The 14,365-nt window shown below is 40.2% G+C and carries 14 protein-coding genes; 2 read left to right on the forward strand and 12 right to left on the reverse strand.

Annotated elements, in window-relative coordinates:
* Positions 1-106 precede the first annotated feature (106 nt).
* From H5163_RS06300 to radA, 8 genes are all read right to left on the reverse strand, one after another.
* Positions 107-412: a hypothetical protein gene (locus tag H5163_RS06300; protein WP_145240751.1), complete on the reverse strand. Its 306-nt coding sequence runs from the start codon at positions 410-412 to the stop codon at positions 107-109.
* Positions 413-491: 79 nt separating this feature from the next.
* On the reverse strand, positions 492-866 hold the full coding sequence (locus H5163_RS06305; protein WP_404936308.1) for a hypothetical protein: 375 nt from the start codon (positions 864-866) through the stop codon (positions 492-494).
* 116 nt (positions 867-982) lie between these two features.
* The gene (locus H5163_RS06310) at positions 983-1,246 is read right to left on the reverse strand and encodes a hypothetical protein (RefSeq protein ID WP_182734698.1); all 264 of its coding nucleotides are present in this window, start codon (positions 1,244-1,246) and stop codon (positions 983-985) included.
* 226 nt (positions 1,247-1,472) lie between these two features.
* Entirely contained in the window at positions 1,473-2,066 is a 594-nt protein-coding gene (locus tag H5163_RS06315) for an RNA methyltransferase (RefSeq protein WP_182734699.1), read from the reverse strand.
* A 140-nt stretch (positions 2,067-2,206) separates the two neighbouring features.
* A complete protein-coding gene (locus tag H5163_RS06320) occupies positions 2,207-2,494 on the reverse strand; it encodes a YciI family protein (protein ID WP_182734700.1) in 288 nt (95 codons plus the stop codon).
* 161 nt (positions 2,495-2,655) lie between these two features.
* Positions 2,656-2,958 (reverse strand): hypothetical protein, encoded by a 303-nt coding sequence (locus H5163_RS06325; protein WP_310736640.1) that lies wholly within the window; start codon positions 2,956-2,958, stop codon positions 2,656-2,658.
* 632 nt (positions 2,959-3,590) lie between these two features.
* Positions 3,591-4,523, reverse strand: a complete 933-nt coding sequence (locus H5163_RS06330) for a hypothetical protein (RefSeq protein WP_182734701.1) — start codon at positions 4,521-4,523, stop codon at positions 3,591-3,593.
* 158 nt (positions 4,524-4,681) lie between these two features.
* Positions 4,682-6,067, reverse strand: coding sequence for a DNA repair protein RadA (gene radA / locus H5163_RS06335; protein WP_182719606.1), 1,386 nt, complete (start codon positions 6,065-6,067; stop codon positions 4,682-4,684).
* Between the two features lie 373 nt (positions 6,068-6,440).
* On the opposite strand from radA, the gene H5163_RS06340 reads away from it, so the two are divergent.
* The gene (locus H5163_RS06340; protein WP_182734702.1) at positions 6,441-8,927 is read left to right on the forward strand and encodes a PilZ domain-containing protein; all 2,487 of its coding nucleotides are present in this window, start codon (positions 6,441-6,443) and stop codon (positions 8,925-8,927) included.
* A 5-nt stretch (positions 8,928-8,932) separates the two neighbouring features.
* Here H5163_RS06340 and serB read toward each other — a convergent pair whose 3' ends face one another.
* Positions 8,933-9,946: a phosphoserine phosphatase SerB gene (gene serB / locus H5163_RS06345; RefSeq protein ID WP_182734703.1), complete on the reverse strand. Its 1,014-nt coding sequence runs from the start codon at positions 9,944-9,946 to the stop codon at positions 8,933-8,935.
* A 296-nt stretch (positions 9,947-10,242) separates the two neighbouring features.
* Between serB and H5163_RS06350 the strand changes: the two genes are divergently transcribed.
* A complete protein-coding gene (locus H5163_RS06350) occupies positions 10,243-10,863 on the forward strand; it encodes an AhpA/YtjB family protein (protein WP_145235511.1) in 621 nt (206 codons plus the stop codon).
* Here H5163_RS06350 and H5163_RS06355 read toward each other — a convergent pair.
* The 3 genes from H5163_RS06355 to argS form a co-directional block, all read right to left on the reverse strand.
* Complete coding sequence (locus H5163_RS06355; protein ID WP_182731505.1) at positions 10,830-11,603, reverse strand: TatD family hydrolase; 774 nt, start codon at positions 11,601-11,603, stop codon at positions 10,830-10,832. The two genes, H5163_RS06350 and H5163_RS06355, sit on opposite strands and share 34 nt — an antisense overlap.
* A gap of 6 nt (positions 11,604-11,609) precedes the next feature.
* Positions 11,610-12,248 carry a pyridoxamine 5'-phosphate oxidase gene (pdxH, locus tag H5163_RS06360; protein WP_145235507.1) on the reverse strand — a complete coding sequence of 213 codons (639 nt, stop codon included), beginning with the start codon at positions 12,246-12,248 and terminating at the stop codon, positions 11,610-11,612.
* Positions 12,249-12,619: 371 nt separating this feature from the next.
* Positions 12,620-14,362 carry an arginine--tRNA ligase gene (argS, locus tag H5163_RS06365; protein WP_182731774.1) on the reverse strand — a complete coding sequence of 581 codons (1,743 nt, stop codon included), beginning with the start codon at positions 14,360-14,362 and terminating at the stop codon, positions 12,620-12,622.
* Positions 14,363-14,365: the final 3 nt, after the last annotated feature.

Below are 14,365 nucleotides of genomic sequence, written 5' to 3' on the forward strand. Positions count from 1 at the left end.
GTCTCCTAAAAGCTAACGCCCTGCTAAGGGGCAGTTGCGAGTGTTGTTGGCGAAGCCAGCGAGTAACTGTCCCGCAGCGTATTTTGCTGCGAACTTGAGCAGTTTGTTAGGTGTTTGGGTAGTAAACAAGTGAACTTCCTTCTTCAAGTGCTTCTGTATAAAAACCAGTAAAACCTTTATAAGTGTCGGTATTAAGCACCTCTACCTTCAAGGTGTTACCTGTTAAATTTATCACTTGGTCGAAGCCATATTTTTTAACTTCAATTAATGCCCGATCAAAATTTAACTCATCAATATCTTGAGCTATGAACACCATACATTTATGAACAACACCAATTTCAGGCTCAACATAGTCATATTCTGAGTTTCCAACAAACATCCCTTGAAAACCGTAAATGTAGACAACTTTCATAGACACCTAACGCCCCAAGCAGCGGAAAACGCGAACGTTTTGGCGCAGCCAGTGAGTGGTTTTCCGATGACTTGGATTGTTAGGTGCATTCATTTACAACTGCCAGCCCCAAATCTATGTGCGCGACTATATAGCCGTAATCCTTTTTTGAAAGGATGTCGCTTTTATATTGACGCTTTGCTAATTGGTGCGTCCAGATTTCACCACATGGTGCATCAGGAATGGCAGTGTCAACTTCAAGCAAATAGGTTTCACTTATTGTGTGACCCTTTTTCACGATACTTTTAGCACACAAACTCAATGCGTACTCAACAGCATATTTATCGACACTTGGTAACCCTACAAATTCAACGTCACAACCGAGCTTCTCATTACCTTGAGAGTCGACATACCGTAGTTGGCCGGTAGTACAAGAAACCAAAAACAACGAAATAAAAATTACCAAAAGTCGCACTATATTCAAAATTTTATCCTGTGCACCTAACGCCCTAATAATGGGCTAAAAATAGTTTGCTAAAATGTTGAGGAACGAAAACAGCAAACTGTTTTTAGTCCTTATTTATTAGCTTGTTAGGTACCGAAGTACACCTTAGCTTTATCGTACTTGAATAGATAAGCAATAAGCAAGCATGGAACTATTAAAGCAAAAGGTAAATAGATAAAACTATCGCCATTAGCGTTTGGAATGACAAAAGTTGCTAAAATAACAAAAGCATAAAACTGGCGGCAATATTGCCATTTTTTAATAAGTAAAATAGCGCTAGTAGGAAAAAACAAACCTATTAAAATTAAGTGAACACCCAAATCATTTTGCCAAATTTCATCAAAACCCATTGACTGACCTTTGTAGGAAAAATTCACATCAAAGCCAGGTATTACAGCCGACAGGAAAAACAAAAAGCAAAATAATCCGTGTGCTGTTATGAATTTCAATATTAGAGGCATAGATTTGAAATCTTCGACCACGATTAGGTACCTAACGCCTTGCTAAGCGGATAAAAATGGTTGGCTATAATCGCGGAGCGATGGCCAACTGTTTTTATTCCGTTTAAGCAACTTGTTAGGCCTTTTTGCGATTAGCACGCTTGTATTTAGCTTGATACTCACGCCTTTGCTTTGTAACTTCGTAAAGAACTATACCAGTCGTTGTTGCTAGATTTAAACTCTCAATCATTCCAAACATTGGTATAGATATACAAGCCTCACTTTTCTCAATGACTAAATCACTTACGCCACGGGCTTCATTACCAAACCAAACTGCAAGTTTAGGTTGTGTATAATCAGCTTCATGTAACACAAAGTTTTGTTTTCCCTTTATATGAGGTGAAGTTACTACTGAAGTGAATCTATTGGCTTCAAGATGATCTAGGCACTCTTCAGTACTATCGAAGCGTTTCACGAAAGTCCATTTTGAAGCAGAAACAGATATCTTGGAAAGTGATTTTCTCTCTCGAATTTCTTCCCAATCATCAGGTAAGGATTTTCGGCTATCAACTACATATATTTTTTCTACACCTAGAGCATTTGCATTTCTAATAACAGACCCAATATTTTTTACATCCATTGGATTTTCTAAGACTGCAATCAGGTTTTTACATTGATATTCTTTAATTTCATCAGCTCGTTGTCGAACCGTACTTTTTGAGTTTTCCATTATACTCTCGATTTATAGAATGAGGCCTAACGCCTCAAACACTGGCGCGTAGGTTGGCGCTGTTTTTGCGGCTTTTGGTTTTTAGCAAAAAACCGCGACAGCCGTTATGCGTCCAGTGATTTGACTTGTTATGTTTTTGATTACTGAACTAAAAATTCTAATTCAGGTGACGTTTTACTAGGAATGAACTCTGTTACTTCATAGCTAGCCAAACCGTAAATTTTAAATGGATCCTCAGATAATATTTGTTCTAAAGCCTCCCTGCTTTCTGCTCTAGCTAAGATCACCCCACCTATGCGAGGCTCTTTTCTACCTGATGCTAGAAATACACCATTTGAGTATTGTTTGTTCAAATATTCAATATGGCTATTCAGATGCTTATCAACTTCACTCATATCACAAACATATGTAAGGGAAACTACGAACATGATTCGATACCTTCTTATTCAAATTAAAAAATTATAAACTCTGGTTTTCTACCGCATTTACACTCAAAACGAGAATAAAACATAACGCCCCAAGCAGGGGATTTTGTGAGTGTTTTTCAGCGAGTAAAATTCCCGCTGACTTGGTTTGTTATACATCCGCCTTACAACCTCTTTTGCCAACGAGTTGGGTAAACCCCTTTGAATACAATATTCATGAATTCATCTTTACTAATAAGTTCTTTCTTGAGTTTAAAGCCATAATAAATAGCGCCTGATACTAGACAAAATATATACAGCGAGACTGCCAAAGCCAATATACACAAGGCGAATGCGGCCGACATTAAACCACCACTATAGCTACGAATAGGCACATCAGCCTCAATACCTAAGCTGGAAGCTATTACAAAGAACAAGTTGTACGCAACGATAATTCCTAAGGTGCAACCAACAGAACCTACTTTCACAGTCTGCGAATAAAAATAAGGCTTTAACTTCCTCTGACTGTTTATAGCTCGGATTAAAATGTGACGTACCTCAAGGATGTATAACAGTTTATTCAAAGGATCTAAACCCACAAGTTGCAGACAGAAAATCCTTTGAGTTTTTTAATAATTTCAGTCTAACTCTGTATCTAAATGTAAATCAAGGGATTTATCTTTGTTGTTATTTTGTTATTGTAAATCACAAGAAATAAACCCGCGAGTTGTTAAAAAAAATCAAAACTGTTTATGAATACAGGAAAATAAAGCAGATAAAGATACGCGTGTCGCTCATTTTCCTGAATATGGGAGCAAACAACAGCTTGATTATTCAATGAGTTATTATCCTAAATCTATATCAACGTCAGTTTCCCACTTGAAACAATCTCTAAACTTTAATTTTCACCGTTGGGTTTCGTTGCTCTGAACCACAACCTACGATAATAAATTTTACGCCGACCTGCTTTGGTTTTTCCTAGTTCCTAGCGCCTAAATCCTAGTCCCTCACCCGAATCGCCAATAAAAAAGCGCGAGATTAACTCGCGCTTTAAAATAACTCAAAACTGTATTTTGTCTTAAACTTACCGCTTAAGGCTTACAACTTATAGCTCTAAGAGCTATTCGCCCTTCGCTTTTAAATTTATAAACTCTGCCAATTCTTCTGGTTGCCCCATTAGGGTGAAGATCTGTTGGTTAATTTCGGTCATGGTTTGCCCTTCTGGCAAGCTTGCTGACACGGTTAATGAGCTTAAGCCTTGCGTGAAGTTTTTAATCGCTTCACTCAGTTCCTCGCTGACTGGCGCTTGTTGTAGCTGCATATTGACCATTTGCTGCATTTGCTCCAGCGTCATACCTTGCTTTTCAAGCGTTTGTTCAACGAGTGCTTTAAATTCACCTTCGTTATTGAGGGCAATTTCGATGCTGCGTGGTTCAAGCTCTGCAAGCGCCTCCATTAGTAAGGTTTGTTGCTGTAATTGCTGCTCTAAAGTCGGCTGTTGACTACCTAGTTGTTGCTGCATTTTGCTCAGCGCCAATGAAGCATTCATCAATGCGGTTGATTTTGCTAGACCAAGGTTAAAATTAAGGCCTACAATATTTTTAGCATTAAGCGCAAAGTCGATATCACTATCACCTGATTTTTCATCATAGTTCATCAATGTATGGAGATCATAACTAGCAGCAGCGAGTTTATTGTTAGCGTCTGGTGGTAACTGCGCTAAAAAATGCTCACTGAAGGTAAAGTTTTTTATGCTCAACTCGGTACGAGGAGCAATTTTATCTACTTCATATCCCGCCACTTCAATGCTCGCAATATTAGCAACTAGCTGCTGATCAAAACCAGTGATTTGCATATTTGATATTTCAACACTTTGCCCAAGCACGCTGGCCGAAATATCTTCATAACTGGCTGTTACACCCATTTGCTGGCTCATTAATGCAAGCTGACGATCAACCTCTACTTTAACTTCTTGAGTCAGTGCATGATTTGCATAGCTAACACCACCGATAGCCGCAACGACAACAACAGCAACAATTGCGAGTTTTTTCATTCTATTTCCTTATTACGATTTCTATTATCACCGTTGTTATTTAGCTTAGTCTCTAACGGCTTTAGACTTAAGATTTTGCTAAGCGTATCATTCAATAATACCTTTGATAAGGCCTAGCATAAGTAAGTGCAAATTGATTTGCACTTTTTTGAGCGTGGCTAATTAATTAAACTTAGCAGTTCATGCACTGTTTTAACTGGGGTTATTTTAGCGCCCAGCCCTTCCATTGATTTATGGTAATTACGAAATGGAATAAATATTTCGGTAAAACCATGTTGGGCAGCTTCTTTAACGCGTGGCACGCCACTGTCGATTGGCCGTACGTCACCGTTTAAACTCAGCTCGCCCATTATGCAGGTGGTACGCGGTACAACAAACTCATTTAAGCTACTGAGTAAGGCAGTCACTAAGGCTAAATCGATACAGGTTTCGGTTTCATCAATTCTCAGCCCGCCAACAATATTAAAAAACGTATCATGAAAGATTTTGGTTTTAGTGTGCTTGCGTAAAATACCAGTGAGCATTTTTATTCGGTTCATATTTAAACCTACGCACACTCGCTGTGGAAACTCCGCCTCGGTTTCGGTGGTTAAACATTGTATTTCGAGCAACAAGTTGCGGTTACCTTTTCGAATGCAAGTAATGGTTGAACCGGGTGAGTCGGTACTTGATCCCGATAAAAATATTTCACTGGGGTTATCAACACTTAGCATACCGCGTTCGCACATTCTAAAAATGCCTACAGTATCAATGTCACCAAAGCGGTTTTTATTGGCGCGCAAGGTACGTATTTGCCCATCGTTAGTGTCGATATGTAATAACGCATCAACAATATGCACTAAGGTTTGCGGCCCCGCTATTTCATTATTTTTATTTACGTGGGCAATAATAAACATAGTGACGTCGTTTTGCTTACAGTACTGTGTAAGCGCTTGCGCGGCACTTTTAACTTGTGACGGTGAACCTGGGCTGCCGTTTGCGGTATCAGTAACAACCGCTTGAATAGAATCGATTACTGCAAACTTGATGTTATTTTTTTCAAGCTCGTCGATAATGGTTTCAACACTGGTTTCTGATAACAAATACAGTTCGTCTGGGTTGTAATCGAGCTTTAAACGATTAACACGGTTTTTAAATTGCGATAACGACTCTTCTGCGGTGCAGTAAAGTGATGGCATACGCTGTGACATGCGCGCGACTAAATCCGATAATAAAGTCGTTTTACCTGCTCCGGGATCGCCTGAAATAATATTCACAGAACCTGTGGTTACGCCACCTGATAATACTCGGTCAAGTTCACCAATACCGGTTAGTTGCTTTTCGGCTTCGGTGGTTGCGATGTCATTAATTTTTTTCGAGCCACCGCCAACGCCACCAGCATAGCCGCCAACAACGCTGCGCGTTGCTGCTTTTTTAGTTTGCCCTGCTGAGGGCTTAAATTCGGCTAAGGTATTCCATGCGCCACAGCGACACTGTCCTTGCCAGCGTTGGTAGTTCATTCCGCATTCGGTGCAAACAAACTCTATTTTTGCTGCTTTTGCCATTAACTTTTGCCTACCTTCGTCATTTTGAAATCATTTATGTCCATACTAGGATGATCTTTAATTTATTGTTACGTTATCGTGCGCTGAATATTGACCTTGCCAATCAGGCAATTCAACGCCACAATCGAGATATATAAAAAAGCAAGGTTTATCACTTTTACTTTAGGGCATATTTTTTGCTTAATCTTTTTAGCTTGGGCTTTTTTGATTAATAAACTAAAGTAATGAGCCATTTATTTGGCAATCTCATAATAATAAAAATTAAAGATGGTAACTCATTACACCGCACATGCTGCAAACCAGCAACCAAGTGAGTGTGTAAATACATGTGCAGTATACCAACTTTTTAGAATAGACGGTGATGGTTTTATAAATGACTGAAGACACTCTGCTTAAATATGAAAGTTTAGTTGATGAGCTTAAATCATATTTAGGTAATGCCAAATTTGACACGATCTTTAAATCGAAGACAGCGGGTTTAACAAAACCTGAGCAGTTCTTGATCAAGATGGAAATGTCGCGCTTGTCGCAACCTATCGCCCGTTTTATTGATTTACGCGGCCAAGTAACAGGTCAAGTTAAACCTTATGAGTATGAAGGCAAACAACACTTTATGGATGAAACCGCTATTGCGGTATTTGAACAAGCCATAGAACGCCATGGTGGTTATACCCTTGCTGTTTACGAAGCTGTAATGAACACCGATAATAACCATCGTGTAATGCAAAAAAAAGCCGCTGAACAAGCTAAGCAACCTGAGTTACAGAATGAACAAAAATTAGATTGCCAGGTTATTAAATTTGCCTCTTATGAAAGTCGCCGTGAAGAACGGATGAACTATTCAATCAAAATCACTGTAGAACTCAACAAAGACAACACCATTGCAGCAACCACCTCAGATATATCTTTAAGTGGCGCAAAAATAAAGCTCTCACCGCGCTATCAAGTCAAAAAAGGGCAGTTATTAGGACTGCGTTTAGTCGGTCTTGAGCAAGATTTTGAATTAGGTTTAAAAAACGGCATTCAATATGAAGTTGTTGCAGTTGAGAAAATCTCTGCGGAATTTAATCATATTCGCTTAAAACGTACTTTTATAGAAAATAACGCAAAATTTGATGAGTTTTTAGAAAGCTTTATTCACGGCAATAAGCGTCGCTATAAAGTAAATTTAGATAATACTTTAGATGCCGTCGTATCAAAAGGCTATGAGCAGTACTATATTCCCCGGGTGACTTCGTTATTTACTTTTTTTAGTTTGCAAAACGATAAACTCTACCCAAGTTTAGTGCTGACCACTGAAAACAATATTTTTATTCAGCGTTATTTTTGCGATGAGCGAAAGCTGTCATGTTTATACACTATTTTAAATCAGCAACGTTTAAGTCAGTTACTAAGTAACCCAGCCCCAGTTAAAGAAGAGTATTTATACACCTTTACGCACGTGGTTGCTGGAAAAGTATATTATTACTCAGCAACACGCACGGAGTTGACTGCAGAGCCGCAATTAAGCGCATTATTTTTTGGTTTTGGTAGCCAAAAAGAAAGCTGGCAATGTTTTAAAGTACAGTTAATGCCAAGCCATCCAGAAGATTCATTTATTCCATTAAGCTTACCAAATACCGCTGGCAAAGATATTGAAAAATTAAACAAGCCACCAACGCCTCGCGTACAAGGAATGATCAAAGACGTAAAATATCTAGTGATTTTAACAGCAGTCGGAACAGACGTTGAACGAGCGCATTATCAAAGTTTTAGTTACGATAAAAGTATAGTTAATCAGCTCAAGCACTTTGGCCATGGCAAACATAAAACCCCACCAAAGCTTGAAACCGTGGATTTAGAGTATGTAAACCTACGCTCTCACAAACGCTATTTGTATAAAACCGATGTAGTATTAACAACTCAGGATGAGCAAACACATACCGCTCATAGTCGTGATTTCTCGGTGATGGGGTTGCAAATTGAGTGTGACCAACCGGTTACTTTTCAAAAAGGTGAAGTTGTTGAATTAAGCTTACCTGAGCTGCAAAAAATAACCAAAAAGCACACGCTGAGTAAATTAAAGTACGAAGTGATGGCGGTCAGTAAATCGTTCACCACTATCAACTTAAAAGCCTTACGTATTGTTGATAACCCACACGAAGGGGTGAAATTTTTTACGCAGTTAATTGAAAATAATAAAGATAAACTAAAAGTATCTGAAGAAGCGCCAAAGGTGCCAGGATTATCGACAGCGCTGCGAAATATGGTAACTAAAAGTGTCTGCCAATTTCCGTTTTATTTACATAAAGAAGCTGCACATTTTAAAACAGGAGCAATTGGTCAAGGCTTGTACCCGAGCCCATTGCATATTATTTTGCAAAACTATGGCTTGCTTAATAATACCACCAGCATTGATGCTTTTTTATCGCCAGAGCAGCTCAATGGCGTGATCACACCGCTTATAAAAGATCGCAGTCGTCAAGATCCTCCTCTACCTTTCACTTTATTTATTCGTTTTGATCCTAAAAAACCGACCATTAAAGACGCTATAAAAAGCAAGTGCAGTGCAGGCGAGGATTATGCCCCACAGTTACTCTTTTTAAAGAAAGGTCTCAAATCTGAGTTGATCTTTATAATGCGTATTTATATTTCACGCACTGGCCGCCCTGATACAGATTACTTATCTAACGAGTTAAAATACGTAAGCCAATATGCATTGCACAAAGCAAAAGATCTTGAAGAGGCACTGTGGGCAGTAACAGGTGTTGGTGACATGGTTGATGTAACAAATGAAACGCTTAGTCATTTGGACTTTACCGCAGAGCTGGTAGACCAAATGAATAAGCGCAAGCAGACTTGGCTTAAACGCCTAACTTAACTCCGTTACTTAATAACAGGAATAGTTAATAAATATAACAGTTGTAATAGCGAGCCTTGGCAAATTGCAGCTTGGGCTTGTTCAACAACTTTAGGTTTACCGTGTACGGCAACACCGAGTCCTGCCGCAGCCATCATGGTCAAATCATTCGCACCATCACCAATCGCTACTGTTTGTTGCGTAGGTAAATTTAATCGTTGCTGTAATTGGCTCAACACCACGGCTTTTTGCTGCGCATCAACAATCGTGCCTAGCACTTTACCTGTTAACTTATTATCTTTAAATTCCAAAACATTGGCATGTACTTCGTCTAGTTCAAGCAGTTTTTGCACTTGTTCAGCAAATGGCACAAAGCCACCTGAGGCAATGGCTAAATACCAATTATGCTGCTTTAGCACTTGGCATAGCGCTTTGATCCCTGGCATTAATGGTAAACTATTTTTTAGTTCATCAATTAAGCTTTGCTCAATACCCGCAAGTTTAGCGACTCGTTGATGTAAGCTTTCACTAAAATCTAACTTACCAGCCATCGCTTGTGCGGTTACCGCTGCGACATCATCATATACATCAGCAAGCCTTGCGATTTCGTCAATACATTCAATCGTAATGGCGGTTGAGTCCATATCCATTACTAATAAACCGGGCTTAGTTAAAATCGGTGGCTTACTAACTTGTACAAATTGAAATCCTAATGGATGGGCAAATTCATTCAGTACCAAAGGATTAATGCTTGGACTTAGTGTCTCGCTGTAAAAACACAGTGCGGGGCTTAAGTTTGGCTCTGGTTGATAACGACAAAATGCACTGACAATAAACTGCTGCTGAGCTAAAAAGTTAATTATATTAGCTAGTTGTTGGCCGCTAAAGTCCCCTGCAAAAGCAATACTAAACATTCCTTGCGGATCAGTTGGTAAGCTTGTTGGTACTAATAAAGCATCTTGATAGTGATACCACATACCTAACGACAACTGTGCCGATAACTGCTCTGATGAAAGGCTCGCAAAGCGCTCCAATGTCATGATAACTCCAAAAATGATACTAATGTCTCCCCTGTAAAATAACAATTATACCAATCGGGTTAGGTTATTGGTCATTTATAGCGACGGATAAATAGAGTGATAACAAGGCATAAATTTTATATGTAGTTGTTCTACATAAAAAACTTATAACGCCGTTAGCGCTTTATTTAGCACGCTAGAAAGACTAAATATTTAAGTCGATTGGTATTAATTCGCCATAAAGGGGGATTTAAGGTTATAGTTACGCTTAGTTGTAACATCAAAAACAAAAGCTGTCAGCAGCGTAAACGGTGACTATGAAAAATAACCATCTTAAAAACCCTATTTCAGCATCTCTTAGGCAACGCCTAGTGCGATTAAGTATTGCTGCGGCATGCTTTGTATTGCTGACTTGGGTTGCTGTTAATGGTAGTTTTCAAAGCCACCAGTTGCTTTATGATAGTGCCGACAGCACAGCAAAAAGCTTAACTCGTTTTATGGCTCTCAATGCCAAAACGCCGCTACTTGAAAAAAACAAACCTGAATTAACAGCCTTATGTAACAGCATAAGCAAAGATGAGTTTGTACTGGCTGCAACGATTTATGATCAGCAAGGCATACTTATCGCCAGTAGTGATAATTGGCAAGCTCACCATATTTTAGGTAAGCTGCCCAACTCCACTCCAGGTATTAGTAAACTTAAAACCCCGTTTGTTGAACCGATAATCAGTGATGACGATCGCCCACTAGGATTTGTTGCAATAACTTACTTGACCCGCTCAGCAGTAGCAACCAGTCATAGCAGCTTTCATGACTTAGGCCGCCAAGTATTACTAATGCTAGTGATAACCTGCATTTTTACTTGGCAATTAGGCCGTGGTTTAAAGCGCTGGCAAGTAAATCGTTATATCCGAAAAAGTTCTGAGCACGAATCATAAAGCTGCTTTTGAAAACCAGCCTTATAAGGTGTTGTGATCTGCTTTAATTGACATAACTGCTCAAACACTAGGGGTAACTGTAACGGCGTGTTTATTTGCCCTTGAAAGCCCGCTAACGGCATTGCAGGTGCATCTGTTTCAAGTAGTAAGTGTTCAGGTGCTATGTGAGCAACAACGGAACGTGTTTTTTGTGCTCGCTGATAAGTGATCACCCCGCCCACCCCGAGTTTAAAACCCTGTTTAATATAATACTGTGCTTGTTGTAATGAGCCTGAAAAAGCATGTATAACACCACCATATTTTGGCTTACAGCGCTTAAATGACTGTGCAATAAGGTCATGGCTTTGTCGATGATGCACAATCAATGGCAATTCAAGCTGATTAGCAAGATCGATATGGTGCTCAAATATCTGAGTTTGCAAAACAATATCGTCAATACTGCGGTCAATACCACACTCGCCAATAGCGACCAATTGCTGGCGATGTTGCACAGTAAACTCAGTCAGTTTGGCTAAATGACTGTGGTGATATTCTGCTAAAAAGTAAGGATGTAAACCTGCACCGATGCGCACTGCAGAATGCTGTTTAGCAAAAGCGCATAAAGAAAGAGATTGTGCCAAAGTGATCCCCGGCACGATCAATTTTTCGATCCCCAGCTGCTGACATTGCTGAATTAGCTTGCTGCGGGTGGCATCAAATTCAGTAAAATCTAAATGGCAGTGGGAATCAATAAACGCCATAATAAATTATGGGTTTAAACGCGTTATTTGCCAGCTGTTATCAGCTTGACGCTGATATATAAAACGGTCATGCAGGCGGTGTGCACCACCTTGCCAAAACTCAATTTTTGTTGGCACAACACAGTACCCCCCCCAAAAATCTGGCAATGGTATTTCGCCTTTAGCAAACTTGGTTTTCATATTAGCAAAAGTTTCCATCAACACTTTACGCGATGATACAGGACGGCTTTGCTTTGAAGCCCATGCAGCTAACTGGCTTTCTTTGGGACGTGACAAAAAGTACTTGGCAACCGCTGAAGTTGGCAGTGGTTGTGCTTCACCATAAACAATCACTTGGCGCTCCATATGGTGCCACGGAAAATGCAAAGAGATTTTATTATTGCCTTTAAGCTCTTGCGCTTTACGCGAGCCGGTATTGGTAAAAAACACAAACCCGTTATCATCAAGATGCTTTAACAACACAATACGTTGCGAAGGCTGACCGGTTTCATCAACCGTTGCCACCACCATCGCCGTTGGATCGGGCAGTTTACTTGCTACCGCGTGCTCAAGCCAGGTTTCAAATTGCTTGAATGGATCATCAAGTAAATTCTCTTCGCTCAGAGCATCTTGCAAATACTCACGACGGATATCTTCAAGTTTCATATCAAATCCTTCTTTATCAGCTGTAAGCTGTAAGCTACAAAATTAACAATTGCAGCTCAGTGTCAAGCTACACCTAGCACCTAGCACCTAGCACCTAGCACCTAGCACCTAAAATTATCTGCAAGTGTAGGAGCGCTAGCAAGGCAGTGAGTTTATTTATGCCGCCAAGGAGCATACGTATTTTGTATGTGACTTAGGCTAAATAAACTCATTAACGCAGCTAAAGCGAACTACACGCAGCAGACGTTCACCTAAGTAGTTTAGTCTAAGATAAGGCGGACACTCGACTTATCCCTATGAGCATACGTAGTTGTATGTGATTAGGGTCAGTCGAGTGGACAACGCAGTATTAGATTAAAATACGACGGTGATTACATTTGCTCCATGACTTCAATGCCTAAAAGATCTAGGCCCGTTTTCAGTGTATCCGCTACCAAATTACACAGCACTAAACGGCTATCGCGTACACTTGGCTCTACGCCTTCTTTAAGTACTGGGCAAGCTTCGTAGAAGGTCATGTATAGGCTGGCAAGCTCGTATAGGTAACTACATAATACGTGCGGTGTTGCCTCACTGATCATTTGATCAAGTACTTCTTCTAATTGCAGTAGTTTAAGCGCAAGGGTTTTTTCTTGCGGCTCAACAATAGCGACATCTGCGTTTAAACTTGCTGCGTCTACGCCTGATTTACGGAAAATACTGCGTACACGAGTATAAGCATATTGTAAGTAAGGTGCTGTTGCCCCTTCAAAGCTAAGCATACTGTCCCAGTTGAAAATGTAATCACTGGTTCGGTGCTTAGAAAGGTCTGCATATTTAACTGCGCCAATACCTACTTTACGGGCAATTTCACTGCGCTCTTCATCAGTTAAGTCAGACTCACGCTCAGCAAGCTTAGCAGCAGCTCGAGTGATTGACTCTTCAAGTAAATCAGCAAGTTTTACCGTGCCACCTGTACGCGTTTTAAATGGTTTGCCGTCTTCACCCATCATGGTGCCAAATGGGCAAAATTCGTAGCTAGTTTCATCGCGTAGTAAACCGGCTTTACGTGCAGTAAGCTCTACTTGATTGAAGTGTAGGCTTTGACGCGCATCAACAAAAATTAAAATGCGGGCTGCGCCTAACTTGTTTGAACGGTAATCACAGGCGGCTAAATCGGTGGTTGCGTATAAGAAACCGCCACCTGATTTTTGCACGATAAACACTGATGGCTCACCATCTTTATTTGCCAGCTCATCTAAAAACACCACCTGTGCGCCTTGTGACTCAACAGCAATATTCTTATCTTGTAATAACTTAATGATATTGTTCAGTTCACTGTTATAAGCACTTTCAGCCATTATGTCGTCTGGTGTAAGCGTTACATTTAAGCGTTTATATACTTCTTCAGAATGCTTTACCGAGGTTGCGATAAACAACTTCCATAGTTTTTCACAATGCGCGTCGCCACCTTGTAGTTTTACTACGTAATCACGCGCTTTATCTGCAAAACCTTCTTCATCATCAAAACGCTTTTTAGCGTCGCGGTAGAAGGTTTCTAGATCAGCAAGTGCCACAGAATCTAAATCAACACCTTGGCTGATTTGATCTTCCAGATGCGCAATCAGCATACCAAATTGCGTGCCCCAATCGCCCATGTGGTTTTGACGAATAACCGTGTCGCCACGAAACTCCAGTGCGCGTACTACTGCATCGCCAATGATCGTTGAACGTAAATGCCCAACGTGCATTTCTTTAGCAAGATTAGGTGATGAGTAATCAACCACTACTTTTTGCGGTTGTGCATGCTCAGCAACAGCAAGCTTTGCATCTTGGTTTGCCGCTTTTAAGCTTTGCGCTAAAAACTCAGGTTTTAGGTGAATATTGATAAAACCAGGGCCGGCAATTTCTGTTTTATCTGCGATATCACTTACATCTAAGTGATCAATAATTTGTTGTGCAAGCTCTCGCGGGTTGCTTTTCATTTTTTTAGCAGCGCCCATTGCACCATTAATTTGGTAGTCACCAAATTGTGGTCGGGTACTCTGTGTTACCGCAGGATTAGTATCTGCTGGTAAGCCAGCGCCAGTCATGGCTGCGATGGCTCTTTCAATTAGTAGGGTACGAATATTCATGTA

This window comes from Pseudoalteromonas sp. SG44-8 (assembly GCF_014164125.1).
Lineage (GTDB): Bacteria > Pseudomonadota > Gammaproteobacteria > Enterobacterales > Alteromonadaceae > Pseudoalteromonas > Pseudoalteromonas rhizosphaerae.